At 70.9% G+C, this 19,286-nt stretch carries 17 protein-coding genes and 1 tRNA gene; 6 read left to right on the top strand and 12 right to left on the bottom strand.

Annotation, left to right across the window (positions count from 1 at the left end; translation table 11 throughout):
• Positions 1 to 22: 22 nt before the first annotated feature.
• The 3 genes from MMA15_RS26875 to MMA15_RS26865 form a co-directional block, all read right to left on the bottom strand.
• Positions 23 to 760 carry a class I SAM-dependent DNA methyltransferase gene (locus MMA15_RS26875; RefSeq protein ID WP_241062753.1) on the bottom strand — a complete coding sequence of 246 codons (738 nt, stop codon included), beginning with the start codon at positions 758 to 760 and terminating at the stop codon, positions 23 to 25.
• Between the two features lie 163 nt (positions 761 to 923).
• Complete coding sequence (locus MMA15_RS26870) at positions 924 to 2,111, bottom strand: mandelate racemase/muconate lactonizing enzyme family protein (RefSeq protein ID WP_241062752.1); 1,188 nt, start codon at positions 2,109 to 2,111, stop codon at positions 924 to 926.
• Positions 2,112 to 2,193: 82 nt separating this feature from the next.
• Positions 2,194 to 3,477 carry a M24 family metallopeptidase gene (locus tag MMA15_RS26865; protein WP_241062751.1) on the bottom strand — a complete coding sequence of 428 codons (1,284 nt, stop codon included), beginning with the start codon at positions 3,475 to 3,477 and terminating at the stop codon, positions 2,194 to 2,196.
• Between the two features lie 72 nt (positions 3,478 to 3,549).
• Here MMA15_RS26865 and MMA15_RS26860 point away from each other — a divergent pair, with 72 nt between their 5' ends.
• Positions 3,550 to 4,458 (top strand): LysR family transcriptional regulator, encoded by a 909-nt coding sequence (locus MMA15_RS26860; RefSeq protein WP_241062750.1) that lies wholly within the window; start codon positions 3,550 to 3,552, stop codon positions 4,456 to 4,458.
• A 63-nt stretch (positions 4,459 to 4,521) separates the two neighbouring features.
• Positions 4,522 to 6,039: a hypothetical protein gene (locus MMA15_RS26855; RefSeq protein WP_241062749.1), complete on the top strand. Its 1,518-nt coding sequence runs from the start codon at positions 4,522 to 4,524 to the stop codon at positions 6,037 to 6,039.
• Positions 6,040 to 6,147: 108 nt separating this feature from the next.
• Here the strand turns inward: MMA15_RS26855 and MMA15_RS26850 are convergent, their stop codons facing one another.
• From MMA15_RS26850 to MMA15_RS26840, 3 genes are read right to left on the bottom strand one after another with little or no spacing between them, the layout of a single operon-like run.
• A complete protein-coding gene (locus MMA15_RS26850; protein ID WP_241062748.1) occupies positions 6,148 to 6,855 on the bottom strand; it encodes a methyltransferase domain-containing protein in 708 nt (235 codons plus the stop codon).
• Positions 6,852 to 7,607, bottom strand: a complete 756-nt coding sequence (locus tag MMA15_RS26845; protein WP_372498307.1) for a TIGR04282 family arsenosugar biosynthesis glycosyltransferase — start codon at positions 7,605 to 7,607, stop codon at positions 6,852 to 6,854. Before MMA15_RS26845 ends, MMA15_RS26850 begins: the two co-directional genes overlap by 4 nt.
• On the bottom strand, positions 7,604 to 8,278 hold the full coding sequence (locus MMA15_RS26840) for a glycosyltransferase family 2 protein (RefSeq protein ID WP_241062747.1): 675 nt from the start codon (positions 8,276 to 8,278) through the stop codon (positions 7,604 to 7,606). Before MMA15_RS26840 ends, MMA15_RS26845 begins: the two co-directional genes overlap by 4 nt.
• A 124-nt stretch (positions 8,279 to 8,402) precedes the next feature.
• Between MMA15_RS26840 and MMA15_RS26835 the strand changes: the two genes are divergently transcribed.
• Positions 8,403 to 9,218 (top strand): response regulator transcription factor, encoded by an 816-nt coding sequence (locus MMA15_RS26835; RefSeq protein WP_241062746.1) that lies wholly within the window; start codon positions 8,403 to 8,405, stop codon positions 9,216 to 9,218.
• On the top strand, positions 9,211 to 10,497 hold the full coding sequence (locus tag MMA15_RS26830; protein ID WP_241062745.1) for a sensor histidine kinase: 1,287 nt from the start codon (positions 9,211 to 9,213) through the stop codon (positions 10,495 to 10,497). The genes MMA15_RS26835 and MMA15_RS26830 overlap by 8 nt, the downstream gene beginning before the upstream one ends.
• Before the next feature lie 350 nt (positions 10,498 to 10,847).
• On the opposite strand, the gene MMA15_RS26825 is transcribed toward MMA15_RS26830, so the two are convergent.
• A complete protein-coding gene (locus MMA15_RS26825) occupies positions 10,848 to 11,894 on the bottom strand; it encodes an NAD-dependent epimerase/dehydratase family protein (protein ID WP_241062744.1) in 1,047 nt (348 codons plus the stop codon).
• 164 nt (positions 11,895 to 12,058) lie between these two features.
• Between MMA15_RS26825 and MMA15_RS26820 the strand changes: the two genes are divergently transcribed.
• A complete protein-coding gene (locus MMA15_RS26820; protein ID WP_241062743.1) occupies positions 12,059 to 13,360 on the top strand; it encodes a 4-hydroxybenzoate 3-monooxygenase in 1,302 nt (433 codons plus the stop codon).
• A gap of 59 nt (positions 13,361 to 13,419) precedes the next feature.
• Here MMA15_RS26820 and MMA15_RS26815 read toward each other — a convergent pair whose 3' ends face one another.
• From MMA15_RS26815 to MMA15_RS26805, 3 genes are all read right to left on the bottom strand, one after another.
• Complete coding sequence (locus tag MMA15_RS26815; RefSeq protein ID WP_241062742.1) at positions 13,420 to 14,415, bottom strand: glycosyltransferase family 2 protein; 996 nt, start codon at positions 14,413 to 14,415, stop codon at positions 13,420 to 13,422.
• Positions 14,416 to 14,533: 118 nt separating this feature from the next.
• Positions 14,534 to 14,707, bottom strand: a complete 174-nt coding sequence (locus MMA15_RS26810; protein WP_241062741.1) for a hypothetical protein — start codon at positions 14,705 to 14,707, stop codon at positions 14,534 to 14,536.
• A 130-nt stretch (positions 14,708 to 14,837) separates the two neighbouring features.
• A complete protein-coding gene (locus MMA15_RS26805; protein WP_241062740.1) occupies positions 14,838 to 16,214 on the bottom strand; it encodes an NAD(P)/FAD-dependent oxidoreductase in 1,377 nt (458 codons plus the stop codon).
• Between the two features lie 212 nt (positions 16,215 to 16,426).
• Between MMA15_RS26805 and MMA15_RS26800 the strand changes: the two genes are divergently transcribed.
• Positions 16,427 to 16,500 (top strand) — tRNA-Pro (locus MMA15_RS26800).
• Between the two features lie 196 nt (positions 16,501 to 16,696).
• Here the strand turns inward: MMA15_RS26800 and MMA15_RS26795 are convergent.
• Positions 16,697 to 17,653, bottom strand: a complete 957-nt coding sequence (locus MMA15_RS26795) for a hypothetical protein (protein ID WP_241062739.1) — start codon at positions 17,651 to 17,653, stop codon at positions 16,697 to 16,699.
• 338 nt (positions 17,654 to 17,991) lie between these two features.
• On the bottom strand, positions 17,992 to 19,062 hold the full coding sequence (locus MMA15_RS26790; protein ID WP_241062738.1) for a methyltransferase: 1,071 nt from the start codon (positions 19,060 to 19,062) through the stop codon (positions 17,992 to 17,994).
• Positions 19,063 to 19,286: the final 224 nt, after the last annotated feature.

Raw genomic sequence — 19,286 nt, 5'->3', positions numbered from 1 at the left:
GGCGCAGGCCCGCTGACCGGCCTCAAGTCGGCTTGCGCCACACCGAGATGTGTTTCGTGGAGTCCTGAGTGAACGGTGTCCCGTCCCACTCCGCGACGCGTCGTTCCAGTTCGAGTCCGGCGATCCGGGCCATCAGGTCGAGCTCCGCCGGCCAGGCGTACCGATGCCGTGAGAGGTCGCGGCGGTAGCGGCCGTCGTCGTCACGGGTGAAGTGGTGCGAGACGAGCGTCTGCTCCACGAGGTCGAAGGTGTCGAAGGCGGCATGCCGCTCGGAGACGTCGAACGGCACCGCGAGCTGGCCGGGCGGCAGGAACCGCAGTGGCGGCACGCCCAGTTCGACGACGAATCGGCCGCCGGGTGCCAGATGACGTGCGGCGTTGCGGAAGCACTCGACCTGCTCGTCCTGCGTGAGCAGGTTCGTGATGGTGTTGTAGACGAGATAGACCAGGGTGAATTCGCCGGGGACCACGGTGGTGGCCATGTCGCCGACGGTCACCGGGAGCGTGTCCTCGTCGACCTTGCGGCGCAGGACGGCTGCCATGTGTTCGGACAGTTCGATGCCCGCTACCGGCACGCCACGCTCCCGTAGCGGGACGGCCACGCGTCCCGTTCCGACGGCGAACTCCAGTGCCCGGCCGTCTCCGGCCAGTTCGGCGAGGAAGGCGAGAGCCGGTCCGAGCACTGCGGCCGAGGAACTCCCGGTCTCCTCGGCGTCGTAGCGGTCGGCGGCTTCACGGGTCCACAGTTCACTGCTCGTCACGGGTGGCCACTGTGCCGAGTGCGATGGGGCGCTGTCGACGCATTTTTTCTTCTTTCCGTCGGTTCCGGTCGCGCGGTTCGGGGCGGGCCGGTACGGACGAAATGATCCCAACCGCCCTGGGACCTCTCTCCGTTGGGAGTCCGGGCCGCGCCGCGTACGCGGCCTACCGCTTGGGGAGCGCGGGTGCCCGGCTGAGCGCGAGCGGGTCGTGGAAGGAGAAGCCGTCGCCTGCCTCCCGGTACAACTCGGCGTACCGGCCTACCTTTTCGTGGTCCAGCTCCACTCCGAGTCCCGGTCCGTCCGGCACTTGGAGGCAGCCTTCGTCGTAGTTCTCCAGCGGTCCCGCGAAGCCGCCCGTCACGATGTCGTCGGTCAGCAGCGCCCCGTAACCCTGGTTCGCGAAGCGGAAGCCGGGGGTGGAGGCGATGACGTGCACGGCTGCCGCCACGGCGACCCCCAGTTCGCCGAGGGAGTGCTTGACGACGGGCACTCCGGCCGCCGCGCAGATCCCGGCAGAGCGTTTGAGGTTGAGCAGGCCGCCGTCCATCTGCTGGTCGGCGGAGACGACGTCCGCGGCGCCCTCGCGCAGCACCGCGAACTGGTCGGAGCGCGTCCACGACGCCTCGTTGGCAAGAAGGGGAGTGTGGATGCGGGAGCGTACGTACGCCATCTCGGGCAGGTTGCGTCCGGACACCGGCTGCTCGACGAGTTCCAGCCCGTACTCCTCCATCGCCGTCACTGCCCGTACGGCCGCGCCCGCCGACCACGCCTCGTTGGCATCGACGCGGATGCCCATGTCCGCCCCCGCGCCCTCGCGGAGCGCGGCGAGCCTCGCGAGATCGGCGTCCAAGTCGTCCGAGCCCACCTTGAGATAGCACACGCGGGCACCCGCACCGGCGGCCCGTGCCCCCTCCGCGCGCACCTCGGCCGGGTCTCCGGCCGCGACGTAGTGGAAGAACTCCACCCGGTCGCGGAACCGGCCGCCCAGGAGACTCACCACGGGCATGCCGCACGACTTGCCCAGCAGGTCCCAGCACGCGGTCTCCAGCGCCGCCGCGGCGGGGCTGGAGGAGCCGGTGTGGTGGTAGGTGCCCACGACGTCGATGCGCTGGACGAGTTGCTCGATGCGCAGCGGGTCCGAGCCGACGACCAGCGGCTCCATGGCGCGCAGCGCGCCGAGCACGGCGTCCGCCGACGGATAGGCCGCGGCCTCGCCCAGACCGGTCAGTCCCTCGTCGGTGTCGACCTCGACGAGCAGGGCGACCAGGCCGCGACGGCGCCCGAACGCCCAGACCTCGTCGGTGCGGTAGGGGATGGCGACGGGCGTGGCGCGGACACGGGTGATGCGCATGGCGGCCTCCTCGGGACATGGGCGGTGCGGGGCGGGTGCGAGTACGGAGCTGGAACGGGGCGGGCAGCGCGCGGGTGCGCCGTCAGTGCTCCGCCGGTCCCGGGAACGCCGCGGGAGCGAGCAGTCCGGGCGGGGCGAAGGGCGTTCCGGTGAGCAGTTCGCAGCCGCTCGGGCCGACGAGCGCGGTGTCCGACACGACGTATCCGGCGGGGTGTTCGACCCAGGACATGAGGTGGAAGACCATTCCGGCGCGTACGCGGGTACGCCCTCCCGCGCGGATTCCCAGCACCGGCCCGCCGCCGACCCAGCTCGGCGGGAACCCGGCGCCGGTGAGATAGCCGCAGTGGTGACGGCGCGGCCGCCTCCCGGTCGCCTCCTCGACGGCACGGGACCATGCCGCGTACACCGCGCCCGTGAGCGCGCCCGGGACGAGCGCCGCACGTGCTGCCGCCAGCCCGGCGAACGCGGCGTCCGCCGCCACATGCGCGTCCGGCGGCGGGTCGGCGCAGTAGACGGTGCGGCTCATGGGTGCGTGGTAGCGGTGCACACACCCGGAGAGCTCCACGAACAGGCCCTCCCCCGGGGCGATCCGATGCTCGCGCCACGTGACGTGTTCCTGGCCGAGCCTGCTCGTGGAGCGGATCAGCGGTACGAAGCCGGGCTGCTGCCCGCCCGCCTCGGTCATCGCGCGCTGGACCTGCGCTGCGACGTACCGTTCACTCACTCCGACATCGGCGGCGTCCAGCGCCGCCCTCATCGCCACACCGGAGACCTCGGCGGCACTCCGTACAAGAGCCGCCTCGGCGGGCGACTTGACGCGGCGCAGCCTCGCGGGAAGCGCGGAGCAGTCCGCCCAGGACAGCCCGGGAAGGCGGCCGCGGATACGGGCCAGCACGGCGGGCGGGAACGCCATGGACTGCTCCTCGACGCCTACGGTGCTCCCGGCCGGGCAGAGGCGTTCCAGCTCACGCGCGGCGACGCGTGCGGGGTCGCTGCCGTCGCCGTAGAGCGCGTGGCGTACGTGCGGGACCTGCTCGCGCAGCGTGCGGCGTTCCATGCGGCGCGCCACGAGCACCGGCGGGCCGCTCCGTGGAAGCACCAGCAGCGTGAAGGCGAAGTGGCCCAAGTGGTCCAGGCCCAGCAGATAGTGGACGTTCTCCGGGCTGGCGAGGGCCAGGGCCGCCAGCCCGCGGCGGCGCATCGCGGCACGCAACGCGGCGATGCGGCCCGCGAATTCGGCGGCAGGGACCGGGGATGCGGCGCCGCCGAGGACGGGCGCCGCGGCGGAGGCGGTCGCGGATACGGATGCGGCACGGTCGGCGCCGCCCGTACCACCGGCGTCGGGAGCCAGGAGATCGGCTGTCATGGCGCCAGTGTGAGCGTCCCGAACCCCGCACAACCAGCGACGATTTCCGATGGTGAGCGTTAGCGTGACTACATGTTCTACGAGGTGCGACGGCTGCGTCTGCTGAGGGAACTGGCGGCTTACGGGACGATCGCCGCCACGGCCCAGGCGTGCTCCCTCACTCCGTCCGCGGTGTCACAGCAACTGTCGCTGCTGGAACGGGAAGCGGGCACTCCGCTGCTCGTGCGCGACGGACGGCGGGTGGTCCTCACCGAGGCCGCCCGGGTCCTGGTCGCCTCCACCGAGCGGGTCCTGGAGGAGCTGGAACGGGCGCGTGCCGAGGTCTCCGCGCTGCGCGAGGGCGTGCGCGGCACCGTGCGGCTCAGCAGCTTCCCCAGCGCCGCCGTCGCACTCGCCGCCCCTGCGATCGCCGCATGCCGCGCTGCCCATCCCGATCTGCGCGTACAGCTCGACGAGCGTGAACCGGAGGAGTCGCTGCGCGGTCTGCGGCAGCACACGTGCGACGTGGCCCTGGTCTACGAGTACAACCTGCTGCCGAGGCTGCCCGACGAAGGCGTGCTGCTTCAGCGGCTGTTGGAGGAACCGCTGATGGCCGCGCTGCCCCCGGGTCACGAACGGCTCGGCGACTCCCCGCTCGCGCTTGCGGATCTCGCGGACGAGCCCTGGATCGCCCCGCGCAGCGACGACGCCCTGCGGACCGTGCTCGAACGCGCCTGCCAGCAGGCCGGGTTCGAGCCCCGGCTCGACTACGCCAGCGACGACTTCACCGTCATCATGTCGCTCGTGGAGGCGGGACTGGGTGTCTCCCTCGTGCCCAGGCTGGTCGCCGAGCCGCTGTCGACTGACGTACCGCTGTGCGAAGTTGCCGGACTGCGGCTTACGCGAAGGATCTCCGTCGCGGCACGTGCGGGCGCGGCACGCGATCCGGCGGTGGCCGCCGTGACGGCTGCGCTGCGTGACGCCGTCAGGCCGCCGATCTGACGGCACGGTGACATCCCCGCCGCGTGCCCACTGGGGCGCCGGTCAGCGCCCTACGGTGAGCGGGTGAGTACATCGACCGACCGGCCCGGGACGGACAGCGGCGACGGGCCTCTCCCCCGGACCGTCAGCGGTCCCTCCTCAAGGCCGACGGACCGCCGTCGCCTCGCCCTTGATCTGGCCGTGGTGCTCGGCGCCATGGCGCTGTTCACGACGGCGGCACTCATCGGGCGCGACTACGCCGACAGCCAGAACACGCTGCGACTGCGCTGGCCGCCTCTGTACGCGTACTGGGAACCGCACTTGGGACCCGGCAGCGTGGCCGCGCCCGCGGTCGCCGTGCTGGTGATCGCCTACGGGCCGCGCCTGGCGCGCACGCTCCGCTGGCGTGCCCTGCTGTTCGCGTCGTGGGCGGGCGCTATGGCGTGGAACTGGTCGCTGACGCTCGTCGACGGCTGGCACCGGGGAGTCGCCACACGTCTGACCACCGGCTACGAGTACCTGCAATCCGTCGGCGACGTGCACGGCATCGGTGACACGCTGCGCGGCTTCACCGCCCGCATCCTCCTGGACGCCCCGGACAACTGGCCGCCGCATGTGGCCGGTCACCCGCCCGCGGCGCTGCTGACTTTCGTAGGGCTCGACCGCGCGGGTCTCGGAGGCGGCGTGTGGGCCTCCGTCTTCGTGATCACGGTGGGGTCCTCGGCGGTGGCCGCGCTGCTGGTGACCGTACGTTCCCTGGCGTCGGAGAGCCTGGCTCGCGGATTCGTGCCCTACGCGCTGCTCGCTCCGTCCGCGGTGTGGACGGCGGTCTCCGCGGACGGCTATTTCACGGCGGTCGCCGCATGGGCGTCGGCGCTGCTCGCGCTGGCCGCGACCGGCAGCGTGCGGGCACCGGCGAAGGCCGCGCTCGGTTCGGGGCTGCTGTTCGGGCTGGTCTGCTATCTGTCGTACGGGCTGGTGCTGACGGGATTCCTCGCGCTGGCGGTACTGGCGGCGGCACGGACACAGGGTCGTGGCAATTCGGGAGCGAAGACGCAGGCGCCGGGCTCAACGCCCTTGCCGCAGAAGCGACTTGAGCGGCCTATGCGACCGGTGCCGCTGGTCCCGCTGGTCCTGCTGGTGCTGTGCGGGATGGCGCCCTGGTTCGTGTGGTTCACCGCGTCCGGCTTCTGGTGGTGGGAGGGCTGGTCCACTCTTGTCGAGCGCTACTACCAGGGTGCCGCGCGGGTCCGTCCGTACGGCTATTTCGTATGGGCGAACCTCGCGGCGCAAACCGCCGTCGCCGGGCCCGCGGTCGTCGCGTCGCTGCGGCGGGCGACTGCCTGCGTCTCCAGGGGAGTCGCCCGGGTCGCACCGGAACGCGGTGCCCTGCTGCTGCTCGTCGCGGGAGGCGTGTGCTGTCTGCTGGCCGCGGACCTCTCGGGCATGAGCAAGGGCGAGACGGAACGCATCTGGCTGCCCTTCACGCTGTGGCTGCTGCCTGCTACGGCGTTGCTCCCCGAGCCGGCCGGACGGTGGTGGCTGGCGGCGCAGGCGGCGCTCGCGCTCACGGTGAACCATCTGCTGATCACGGGCTGGTGAGCGGGGGCGTGGATGCGTGGATGTCCCGGGCCGTGCGGCCAGTTGCGGCCGTGCGGGGTCAACGACCGTAAGCGCCGGGGGTGTTCGTCCTCTGTCGCCTCGTCGCCGTCAGCCGTGCGTGCCGGCACCGCCAGGGGCTCCCGTACCGGAATGACCGGGGCCGGCGCTGGGCCCGAGAGCCATGAACGGCCGCTCGCCGCACCGCCATTCCTCGCTCACGTGCCAGCCCGCACCGACCGCCCGTTCCCTCAGCGCGCCGCGGCCGAGCCTCGCCCAGAGGAACGCGGGCCCCCGCCCGCCCGTACCGTCGTCAAGGCGCACCTCCGTACGCTCCTCCACCTCCGCGGGCGCGGCCTCGACGTACAACAGCCCGTCGGGCGCCAGCAGTTCACGTATCCGGGCCAGCAGCTTCGACGGATCGCCGCCGATGCCGACGTTGCCGTCCAGCAGCAGGGCGCTCTGCCAGCGGCCCTCGCCAGGAAGCGGATCGAACACCGACCGCTGCAAGGCCGCGCCGCCCGCTCCGCGTGTACGGGCGATCGCCGCCGGAGAGGTGTCGACGCCCAGCGCGGGCACGCCCAGCGCTGCCAGCGCGGCCACCAGCCGCCCGGGACCGCAGCCGATGTCCAGTACGGCGCCGCTGCAACGCCGCAGCACGCTCATGTCGGCCTCGTCGGCGCCCGCGCACCAGCGCTCCACCTCCAGCGGCAGCAGCCATCCGTCGGTACGCCGCAGGAACAGCGGCCCGCGCCCGGAACGCAACGCGTCGGCGTAGGGGTCCCGTTCCGTACACCAGGGCGGCGCGGGTGCGCTCACGCGGTCACCGTCCCGGCGACCTCGCGGTGTACGGAGGCGAAGCGTCCGGTGGAGAGCGCGGCGACGCGGGCGGCGTCGGCGGCGGTGTCCACGTCCCGCAGCGTCGGCAGATCCCGTACGGACAGTCCCGCGTCGACGAGGCGCCGGCGCTGCAAGGCGCCCGTGTCGGCTCTGGACATCGGTACACCGAGGACGAGTTGAGGCTGCGGGCGTGCCATGCCGAGGGCCCAGAACCCGCCGTCCTCGGCAGCGCCGAACCAGGCGTCGCAGTCCTGCCACGCACTGTCGCCGGTGGCGTCCGCCAGCAGGGCGCTGGTGATCTGCGGGGTGTCCATACCGAGGAGCAGTGCCGGGCCGTCGCAACGGCCGAAGGCGGCGGCGATCCGCTCGTCGAGGCCGCCCCCGCACTGCGGCACCACCTCGAACCCGGCGGGCAGCCACGGCCCCGGGCGCCCGTCGAGCACCAGCACGCGTCTGCGCACTGCGAGCCGGGCCACCGTCTCCAGGGTGTCCGCGAGCGCGGCCTCCGCCAGCCGGGCCGCGTCCTGGGGACGGTACGGGGGCGTCAGCCGGGTCTTGACCCGCCCGGGGACAGGCTCCTTGGCGATCACGAGAACGGTCGTCGCCGACGGTGCCGATGCCAGTGCCGGTGCCGGTGTCGTTGCCGTTGCGCGGTGGACCGCTGGTGTGTGCAGCGGCAACGCTTCGGCCCCGGCTGTCGATGGGCCCGCGGTGGCGCGTGCGCCGGTCATCGCAGCACCGCCCTCATGTCCCGTACGGCGTGCCATGTGCCGAGCCAGGTACCGGTCACCTTCGACTTGCCCGCGCGGGGCAGATAGTCGACTTCCGTCTCCGTGATGCGCCAGCCCGCGTCAGCCGCACGCACCACCATCTGCAACGGATATCCGCTGCGCCGGTCGGTGAGGCCCAGTTCGAGCAGCGCCGTGCGGCGGGCGGCACGCAGCGGCCCAAGGTCGTGCAGACGCACGCCCGTTCGCCGACGCACCATGCGTGACAGCGCGCGATTGCCGAGCCGGGCGTGCAGCGGCCAGGCGCCGCGTCCGGCCGGACGCCGCCGCGCCAGCGTGAGATCCGCGGCTCCCGAGACGACCGGGTCGACGACGCGGGGCAGCATCCCCGGGTCGAGCGAGGCGTCGCAGTCGCAGAAGGCCACGAACTCGGCCTCGGCCGCGAGCAGTCCCGCATGGCAGGCCGCTCCGAACCCCCTGCGCCGCTCATGCACGACGGTGGCGCCGTGCTCCCGTGCGATGTCCGCGGAGCCGTCGTCGGAACCGTTGTCGACGACGACCGCTCGCCATTCGGCCGGAACGCGCTCCAGCACCCAAGGCAGCGCCTCCGCCTCGTTGAGGCAGGGAAGCACCAGGTCGCCTTGCCAGGACTGCGAGTTGACGGTGGTCTGCATGCGCCTCACCCTACGAACCCAGAACGGACATAACGGGCCGACGCACCTTACGGAAAGCTGACATCCGCGCCCCGGCGCCCTCTTGCCCGCAGCGCCCTCACCGAGCGGGTGCCAGACTCCACGTATGCGAACGCAGCCTTCCCCGCCGGCCCGGCGGGTCCTGGTCGTGGACGACGATCCGACGGTCACGGAAGTCGTGGCGGGCTATCTCGACCGCTCCGGGTTCGTCGTCGACCGGGCCGCGGACGGCATGGCCGCCCTCTCCCGCGCACGGGCCGCCCCGCCCGATCTCGTCGTACTGGATCTGATGCTTCCCGGCCTCGACGGACTCCAGGTGTGCAGGAAGCTGCGCGAGCACGGGCCGGTGCCCGTGGTGATGCTGACGGCACGCGGCGACGAGGAGGACCGCATCCTCGGCCTGGAGGTGGGCGCCGACGACTACGTCACCAAGCCGTTCTCACCGCGTGAACTGGTGCTACGCGTCGAGTCCGTACTGCGCCGCGCGGGAGCGCCGCCGCCCGAGGGCCCACTGCTGACCGGCGGCGGCATCACGCTCGACCCCGCCGCCCGTACGGTCTCCGACGCGCGAGGACCGCTGGCGCTGACGCTGCGCGAGTTCGATCTGCTCGCGCACTTCCTGCGGCACCCGGGCCGGGCGTTCAGCCGTGAGGAGCTGATGGCCGATGTCTGGGGATGGGACTTCGGCGACCTGTCGACCGTGACCGTGCACGTCAGGCGACTACGGCACAAGGTCGAGTCCGATCCCGCACAGCCGAGACTCATCACGACGGTGTGGGGCGTCGGTTACCGCTTCGACGACGGGGTGCGGGACGGCGACGGTACGCCGCCCACCGGCGCGGACGACGGTACGGCAAGGGGTCGCACGGGCGGGAGCGGTGCTGCCCGTGGCGGGTCCGAGGGTGGAGGCCGGGATGCGTGATCTGCTGCTCATCGCGCTCTACGCCGCGCTCGGTGCCGCCGCCGTCGGGCTCGCGGGGCTGCTGGCACTGCGGGCGCTGCGGCGACGGTCCGTGGCCGTTTCGCTGGCCGTGCTCACCGCCGTGGCCGTGGGTTCCGTACTGGCCGGAACGCTGTCGGTGGCATGGGCGATGCTGCTCAACAAGCACGACCTGGGCGTCGTCACCACGGTATGCGCCATGGCAGGCGTGACCGCCACGGCCACCGCGCTGCTGCTCGGACGCTGGGTCATCGGCGGTCACCGTGCGCTGGAACAGGCGGCACGGGCACTCGGCGAAGTCGGCGACACGGGCGCGGGCGGCACCTCCGGAGGGTTCGCCGGCGGCGCAGCCGCGAGTGACGACCGGGGCGGCGGCGCCAGGGACGGCATCGCGAGCCGGGGCGCGCTGGGAGGAGCGTCCGCTAACGGCACTTCGCCGGGCGACAGGGAGCGGACGGACGGCGCGAGCGGCGCAACTGACGGTTTCGTACAGCCGACCACGCCCATGCCCGCCGAACTCGCCTCCCTCTCCCGGCAGTTGGCGGACACCAGCGCCCGACTCGCCGCCTCCCGCGAACGCGAGCGCGCCTTGGAGACCTCCCGCCGCGAACTGGTGGCCTGGATCTCCCACGACCTGCGCTCGCCTCTGGCCGGACTGCGTGCCATGGCCGAAGCACTCGAAGACGGCATCGCCGAGGACCCGGCCCGCTACCACCGGCAGATACGCGGCGAGGTCGAACGCCTCTCCGGCATGGTCGGCGACCTCTTCGAACTCTCCCGTATCCAGGCCGGTTCCCTGACCCTCTCCCCCACCCGCATCTCGGCTTACGACCTGGTGAGCGACGCCATCGCCGGAGCCGACGCCCTCGCCTGCGAACTGGGGGTACGCCTCGCCGACGAAGGCGTCGAGCAGATCCCCGTGGAAGTGGACGGCAAGGAGATGTCCCGCGTCCTGGCCAACCTCCTCATCAACGCCATACACCGAACCCCCGCCGACGGCACGGTCGCCGTGGCCGCCCGGCAGGAGGAAGACACGGTGGTGCTGTCGGTCACCGACGGCTGCGGCGGCATACCCGCCGACGACCTTCCACGCGTCTTCGACACCGGCTGGCGCGGCACCGACGCCCGCACTCCACCCGCCGGTGCCGGGCTGGGACTTGCGATCGTGCGGGGCATCGTCGAGGCACACAAGGGCCGGGCCGCCGTACGCAATGTGCCTGGCGGCTGCCGCTTCGAGGTGACACTCCCGACGGCCCACTGAGATCCGGGGCGCTGGGTCCGTCCGGGGCCGGGTCCGGGTCCCGGGCCGGGTCCTTGGGCCGGGGCCTCGCGGCGCCGGGGACGCGTGCGTTGTTCGTACGGCGTGCAAGCATGCCGGGCGCAGCAGGCTCCGTAACGGCAGGCCGGGGAACCGGTGCCCGGAAACACGCCTGGCGGGACTCCGGTCAGCAGTTCGCAGGACGCACAGCACCGCACATGTGTGAGCGCTGGCGTCTGGCCGCCCGGGGCTTGCGTCAACTCCCCCGCGAAGACGTTGCGTTGAGGCCGGACCGGCGATCTCGACCGCGCTGGAAGCGAGGCACTAAGCCCCAGCCGTTCAGGAGCCCGCCGCTACTCCCCGGCGGGCACTCCGGGCACGCCGGACACGACCGCCAGTTCGTCCTTCGCGAACCGCGCCATCCCCTCCGCGAACGTCACGCGCGCACTCCAACCCAGCTCACGCCGGGCACGCTCGGACGACGCGGTGATGTGCCGCACGTCCCCCAGGCGGTACTCCCCCGTCACCACCGGCTTCGGCCCGCCGAACGCCTCCGCCAGCTCATGCGCCATCTCGCCCACGGTGTGCGGTTCGCCGCTGCCTGTGTTGTACGCCCGGAGCCCGCCGCCGGGCAGCTCGCCGATCGCCTCCAGCGCGACCAGGTTCGCCGCCGCCACATCGTCGACGTGGACGAAGTCCCGCCGCTGCGCGCCGTCTTCGTACACGCGCGGCGCCTCGCCCCGCTCCAGCGCCGAACGGAAGAACGAGGCCACACCCGCGTAAGGGGTGTCGCGCGGCATCCCGTCCCCGTAGACGTTGTGGTACCGCAAGCTGACGGCCCGCCCGTCCGTGGCACGCGCCCATGCTGCCGCCAGATGCTCCTGCGCCAGCTTCGTCGTGGCGTAGACGTTCCGCGGGTCGGCCGGCGCGTCCTCACCGACGAGTTCAGGTTCGAGCGCGGCACCGCACCGCGGGCACGGAGGCTCGAAGCGGCCCCCGTCCAGGTCCGGTAGGGACCGGGGCCCGGGCCGCACCTCCCCGTGGACCGGACAGCTATACCGCCCCTCTCCGTACACCACCATCGAACCGGCGAGGACCAGCCGGTCCACCCCGGCCCCGGCCATCTCCTCCAACAGCACGGCCGTGCCCAGGTCGTTGTTGCCGACGTACGCGGACGCATCCGCGAACCCCTTGCCCAACCCCACGAGCGCGGACTGGTGACAGACGGCGTCAGCCCCCCGCAGAGCCGCTCTCACAGCCATCGGGTCGCGTACATCACCGCGGCTCCCCCCGTCACCCGCGCCTGTGTCGAACACCACGGGCTCGTGCCCCGCGGCCTCCAGCACGGTCGTGATGTGAGACCCGATGAACCCCGAACCGCCTGTCACCAGTACGCGCATGAGGCCACGTTAGGACCGCGAAGTCCCCGAAAGGCGCTACCGGCACGTATGTCAGCGTTCCGTAAGGTCTGGTCAAGCGGCCCGAACCGTTGAGACGATCACCGCATGTGCGCCACAGCCGAGAACCTGTTCACGGCCCCTCCCCCTCTCCTCGGAGATGTGCGATGACGGACGGACCCACCGCAGCACGGCAGCCCGCCCAGCAGCCCGTCGCCGTCGACGTCCCGGAGGAGACCACCGTCGGCATCATCGGCGGAGGCCCGGCCGGACTACTGCTCTCCCGGCTGCTGCACCGCTCCGGCATCCCGAACGTCGTCCTGGAGTGCCGGGACCGCGCATACGTGGAGCAGCGACAGCGGGCGGGGATGCTGGAGCAGACGACCGTCGACGTGCTGCGCGACTGTGGCGCCGGGGCCCGCATGGACCGCGAAGGCCTGGTGCACGACGGTATCGAGCTGCGCTTCGACGGACGTTCGCAGCACATCGACTTCCCCACTCTGGCCGACGGCCGCCGGGTGACCATCTACGCGCAGACGGAGATCGTCAAAGACCTCATCTCCCTTCAGCTCTCCGAACTTTCCGACGGCGCCCCCCTGCTCTTCGGCGCCGAGGTCACCTCCCTCACCGGCCTCGCTCCCGCCCCCGTTCCGGACCCGCAGCCGCAGCCGCAGCCGCACATCGACGACCGGCCGACGCTGCACTACACCTACGAGGGCCGCCAGCGGAGCCTGCGCTGTGACTTCGTCGTCGGATGCGACGGCTCCCACGGCGTCTCACGCGGCGCGCTCCCCGAATCCGTCGCCCGCACCTACGAGCGCGAATATCCGTACTCCTGGCTCGGCATCCTCGCCGACGCACCTCCCTCCTGCGAGGAGTTGATCTACGCCCATTCGCCGCGCGGTTTCGCATTGCACAGCATGCGTTCGCCATCCGTGAGCCGCCTCTATCTCCAGGTCCCCAACGGAACCGACCCCGGCGAGTGGCCCGACGAGCGCATCTGGGACGAACTCGACGCCCGGTTCGCCCTCAGCGGCGACCCCGCCTGGAGGCTCAACCGGGGCCCCATCACCGCCAAGGCCGTACTGCCCATGCGCAGCAGCGTCACCGAACCCATGCGCCATGGGCGCCTGTTCCTCGCGGGCGACGCCGCCCACATCGTGCCGCCCACCGGAGCCAAGGGCCTCAATCTGGCCGTCGCCGACGTCGCGGTCCTGGCCCGCGCGTTCGCCCGCCATCAAACGACGGGTGACACCAGCGCTCTGGACAGCTACTCCGAGGACCGTCTGCGACGGGTGTGGCGTGCCGAGCACTTCTCGTACTTCATGACCACCACGCTGCACACCGCCCCCGGCCAGTCGCAGTTCGACACCCGGCTTCAGCTCTCCCAGCTTGAACGCATCGCCTCCTCGCGGGCGGCCGCCACCGAACTCGCCGAGAACTACGCGGGACTTGCGCTCATCGACTGACGGCCCGGCGTCGCCCAGCGCTCACCCATACCTGGCCCCGGCCCACGGAAACCCAGGTCTCATACGGGCACCGGCCCCCCCCCCTTCTCGTAGACGGTCAGACCTCGCGACAGCCGCAGCGGAACGAGGACCAGTTCGACGAGGACGGCCTTCCAGGCGTAGAGCAGATTGACGATCTTCGCCGGATAGACGCAGGGGATGTTCAACAGCACCTTTATGAGCGGCAGTCGGCGTCTGCGAGCCGCGTACACCAGCGGTGGCAGCGTGAACACCAACTCGGCGCCCAGCCACCACAGCGCGGTAGGCACCACGGGACGCCCCAGCCCGAGGGTGAGGACGAACGGCGCGCTCCACCACAACGGCGCAGTGAGGATCTCCAGTATCGCCAGCAGGACCCACACTGCGAGCATCGGTTTCCTGCGCACCAACTGCCCCGTGTGCAGGCGTACGTTCTGGCAGAAGCCGGCCATCCAGCGCCACACCTGCTTTCGCAGGTAGAGCAGCGTCTCCGGGTCCGCGGCCCAGGCGACGGCGTCACCGACGTAGCGCGCCCGGCGTCCGGCGATCTGCTGCGACCACGTGAAGTCCATGTCCTCCACGATGGTCCGCTCGGGAAAGCCGCCGAAGTCGGCCAGCACCCGTCTGCGGAAGACCGAGCAGCAACCGGAGCACACCATCGGGCTGTTGGCCCGCTGCTGGATCGGCCGGTGCCAGTGAAATCCGAAGAGATACTCCACCGAGCGACCGCGCTCCCACACCGTCCGGGCGAAGCGCGTCTGCACATTGCCCGCGGCGACGACCAGTTCCGGATCGTCGAACGCCGGGAGCATCCGCTCGATGTAGTCCCGCGCGAGGACCGTGTCGGCGTCGACGGCCAGCACCAGTTCCGCCGTGCAGTGCGGCAGCGCGTAGTTCTGCGCGCGGGCCTTGCTGCCGAGGTTCTGCGGCGGGCGCAGCACGGTCACGCCGTAGCCGCGCGCCACCTCGCCCGTACGGTCACGCGAGGCGTCGTCCACGACGATCACCTGCTCCGGCGGGACGGACTGAGCGAGCACCGACTCCAAAGTGGGCCCGGCAGCCCGGCCTCCTCGTCATGCGCCGGAATGATCACCGAAACGCCCCGGCGGCGTACGCCCGTGCCGCCAGTGGAAGCTCCGCTCATGCGCCCGCCGCTCACGCCCTCACCCCCCGTACGGCCGCCGCCGCACCGCCCGCTCCGGGCGCCTCCAGCGGTACGGCGGTCCGCCGCCGCCCGCACCGCCGCAAGGTCTCGCGCGCTATGGCGAAGGCTCCGACCAGTCCGTACACCAGCACGCTGACACCGATGAACGGCAGCCCCCCGTGCATGGGCCCTCCTCTGCGCTCGTCCGTGCCCGGCGCCTCTCGCCGAGCCCGAAGACAAGCTAGCCCGAAGCCGTCACCGAGGGTTCTGCACCGCTACTTTCTGTGGATGGTGCGGGAGTTGTGGATATCTCGCTCACCCCTGAGAGGGTTTTTCCGCCGCGTTCCCATCCGGTCCGTAGCCGTGCCCGGACCACGCCGGCGCGTGTGCCGTCTCCGGGGACGACGACTCCAGCGGCACCGACCACGCCCGTACGAGCCCCAGTTGGACGGCCTGCCTCGGCAGCACAGCGTCCAGCAGCCAGTCGGAGGCCACGCGCACCCGGTTCCCGGGCAGCGCCGCCAAGTGGTAGGCGCGCATCACCGCGTTGGCCAGCGGCCCCGACAGCGGCACGCCGAAAGGATTGGCCGCCGCCTGTAGTCCGCCGAGGTCGACGGTGAAGCCCAGGTCGTTGTGCTTGTACGGGCGCCGTTCGCCATAGCCGTAGGACGCGGCGACGTTCTGCGCGACCGTCTTCCCCTGCCGTACCGCGTGCTGCCCGGTCATGGGCGTGTACTTGCCCGGATGCGTCAAGTCCGGTACTGCCGCGGCGTCCCCGCACGCGTACACCTCAGGATGCCCCGGCACCTGGAGATACTCGTCGACGCACAACCTGCCCTTGTCCGAGGGCAGTCCGGTCTCCTCGACCAGCGGATCCGGGCGTACGCCGACGCACCAGATGAGCGAGTGCGTGGGCACGAACTCCCCGTCGTCCAGGAGGACTCCCTCGTTCGTGGCCTCCTTCACGGACGTGCCCGTACGCACCTCCACACCCCGTTTGGTCAGCACCCGGTGCGCCGTCCGCGAAAGACGCTCGTCCAGTTCGGGCAGCACACGCGGCGCGATGTCCAGCAGCATCCACCGGGGCAGCCGGTCGCCGCGCAGTCCGCTGCCCGCACGGCGGTGCTGCCTGGCGAGCGAATCGGTGAACAGCTTTCCGTGCGCGGCGACTTCGGTCCCCGTGTAACCGGCGCCCACCACCACGAAAGTGCAGCGCGCGTCGCTCTCCGCGGGGTCCTCGCCTCCCGCCGCCATCGCGATCTGCCGCGTGATGTGATCGCGCAGATACAGCGCCTCCGGCATGCCGCGAAAGCCGTGCGCATGCTCCGCGACGCCTGGGATGGGCAACAGCTTGTTCACGCTGCCCACGGTCAGTACGAGCCGGTCGTAACGCAGCTCGCCGCTCGCTCCCTCCGGGTCCACGTACGAGAGCTTCCTCGCGGCCAGATCGACCCCGTCCACCTCTCCGAGCACGAGCCGCACGCCACGCAGCGTGCCTGCCAGTGACACCGAAACCCGGCGCGGCTCCAGTACGCCCGCGGAGACCTCGGGCAGCAGGGGCAGGTAGAGGAAGTAGTCGTTCGGATTGATCAGAACGATCTCCGCTGCCCCGCGGAAACGGCGTGAGAGCGTCCTCGCTGCCCTGTATCCGGCGAATCCAGCTCCGACGATGACTATGCGGGACCGGCTCACGGCTGAGCACTCCAGACCTGCCTCGGGGACCTTCGGGAACGCTGCCCGCAGTTCCCCCCGCCCCCTGGCCCAAACCCGGGCCCGCCCCCAGGCCAGGGCCCCGTCCCCGCCTGCTTCACGCCCAGTAAAGGGGTGCGCGAGCACCGTCGGACGTCATGTATTGTTCTTCGTGCGCGACCGGCAAGGGCCAAGCCCCGGGCCGGGCCGGGCACCGGGACGTGGCGCAGTTTGGTAGCGCACTTGACTGGGGGTCAAGGGGTCGTGGGTTCAAATCCCGCCGTCCCGACAAACACGGTGAAGCCCGCTGACGGAGAGAAAATCTCCAGGTCAGCGGGCTTTTCTGTGTCACCTACGGGGTCAGCGCACGATCCGCAGATGCAGTTTGCGGCCCCGGTTTGGGGACCCTCCGGGGACCAGAAGCTGTGCGCCCGGCGAGGAGATGAACGTTGAGCGCGGCACCGGCCAGTTCGACGGACCGGTGATCAGGTACCGCGCTCCGTCAGCGGCCGCTGTCGTCCCGCTCGTAGGTCACCAGAGGCTTGGGAGGCACCCAACTCCATCAGCTGCATGGCACCGTCCGCCGTCTCCGCGTTGAAGACGGTCTCATACAGCTCTGGCGGGCAGTTCTCGGTCTCCGCACCCTCCTTGACGTCGAAGTCCCTCAACTCGACGGATTTGACAGAGTTCTTGGTCACCGGGCCGGTCCCCATGCACCGCTTGCCCTTGAGGGTCTCGATGGTCAGCGAGGGGCGCTTCTGCGGGGCCGCCTGTGTGAACGTGAGCCGGTGGCTGCCGTCCTTCGCGCGCCAACCGCCCACGAAGCGCCCGGGGATGGGCTTGTAGACGTCCGACGGCTCGCCGAATCCGGCGCTCTTCTTCCAGGTCAGCGTGGTGGTGCCGTCCCACCTCTTGTCCACGAACCGGACCTTGTTCCCGGCGTCGTAGATCTTGGCGGGGGGCCAGCCGTCGAAGCCCTTGGCCAGGTCGGTGTCCCATTCGGTGAGGTCGCCGACGCCCACGGCGGCAATGGACTCCTGCGGGGGCTCGCCGTCCGAGCAGTACAGACCCCAGTCGGCCGTTACCGTGACCGTACTGCCGTGCGCACGTGCGTCGATGTCCTGGCAGGACTCGGTCTTGGTCGGGTGGATCGTGCTCGGCGCGGACCAGTCGCCGCCCTTGGCCGGCTTGTGCCGCTCAACCAGCCCCTTCTTCCGCACATACTCAAGGGACACCTGGCGCTTGTCCTTGAGTTCGATCACCGTGCGGTTCTCGGTCTCCTTGATGATGCGAGAGTCGATCTTCTCCGGCTCCTCGGCCGCGTCGGGCACCGACCGGCCCGCTCTGTCCGTCGCGTAAACGGCCGTCATATAGCCGGTGGTTGCCACCACGGCCAGTACTGCCGCACCCGCAAGACCCCTCGTACGCTTCGAACTCGTCAACTGCCTTGCCTCCTCCGGCCGGCCACTGGCGCCGACGTCGGTCACGGAATCGCATGCCGCCGCTCGGTGGCGGATGACGCGACAACGTTGCCAACCGTTTCGGCGACTCCGAGGAATATGAGTGGCATGTGAGACCCATGCCCTCACCACTGACCACGGTCAGACGACCCAGCGGGACGCGGCAGTTGCACCCGTGACCTCTTCGTAGCGAAGCGGCCCCTGCGCGCGCCCCTCCGGGCCAGCGGTCACCTATGGGGAGCCCCCTCGGCCCCTCCCGGATCAGCGATCCCGAGAGCGAGGGCCGCCCACTTCGGAGTCCGACGGGGAGGACCAGTCGGTCACGCCGTCTTCGCGGCAGACAGAACAGCCGGTACGGGGATGACGTCGGAGGGGATCTCGGCGGGGTCCTTGGTGACCGTGCCGGTCACCGTGAAGCCGCACTCCTCCAGCCATTTCGTGTACGTCGACAGCTTCTGCGGCCCGCCCTGCCCCATGGTGCAGCCGATGAAGAAGGCCGGGAAGAAGTCGACGTTGTAGTTGTCGGACTCCGTGATGTTCTCGGGATACACCGGCACCAGGACGTTGACCCGTCCGCCCACCTCCAGCGACTCGTGGACGCCGACGAGTATCCGGAACACGTCGTCCCTGTCGAACATGTCCAGGAAGTGCTTGATCAGCACGACGTCGAACCCTTTGGGAATGCCGTCGAAGACGTCACCGCCGAGGAAGGAACAGTGCTCGTCCACCCCGTGGGTCCGGAAGTTCTCCAGACACTCCTCCTCCTTCTCCGGCAGGTCGAAGGTCGTCACCTTCAGTCCGGGAGACGCCTTCAGCTTGTACATGTTGATCGCTCCGAGGCCCGTGTTCCCGGCGAGGTCGAGCACTCGCCCGCCGGACGGGAGGTCGATGTTCTCGAAGAACCAGGAGTCGATGCGGGAGGTGACGGTGTCCATCAACGTCGACCAGGACTCGCGCAAGTCCTTGTGCTCGGCGACGGCTCCGTACAGGGTTCCCTCGGACCCGTAGAGCTCCTTCAGACCGAAGGGCGTGCCGGTACGCGCGCTTTCGGTGAGGTAGAACAACTGCCTTAGCGCCACGACCTTGATCATGTTCATGTAGGTGAGCGCGCGCCGGAGGTCGGCGTCGTCGACCCCGGCGAGCGCGTCGAGGGCGTACCCGCCCGAGGTTTCGTCGCAGGAGACGAACCGCTCCTTGACCAGCAGGTGCAGAAGCTGCTCCACCGCGTCCGGCTTGGCGCCGACGGCCTTGCCCAGGTCGGTGGCCGTCGCCCCAGGCTGCTCCCGGATCTTGTCGATGATGCCCAGCTCGAAGCAGGACAGCAGGTTCATGAACCGTGCGGGCCCGACCATGTATTCGCGAAACCGCCCGAGTGTGGCTTCCGGCGTCATGTTGTTGATCCCTTCGGGTTGGTGGGACTCCACTACTGCGGCGAGCCGGGCGGACCGATGTCCCGGTGTCCACCTCGGCGGGGTGCGCATGGGTCGCCGGTGCGCACCGGGCCGTGCGCACCGAGGCGCTCCACCCTGGTCCGGTGGCCGTCCGGCGCACTCACCGGCGTTCGTCGTCCGGCGTCCAGGACACCGAGAGGTACGTCGAGGCCCCCGGGACGAAC

It is taken from the genome of Streptomyces marispadix, from assembly GCF_022524345.1.
Lineage (GTDB): Bacteria > Actinomycetota > Actinomycetes > Streptomycetales > Streptomycetaceae > Streptomyces > Streptomyces marispadix.
The sequence above is the reverse complement of the archived record's forward strand: the minus strand, read 5'-3'. Positions and strand labels throughout refer to the sequence as shown.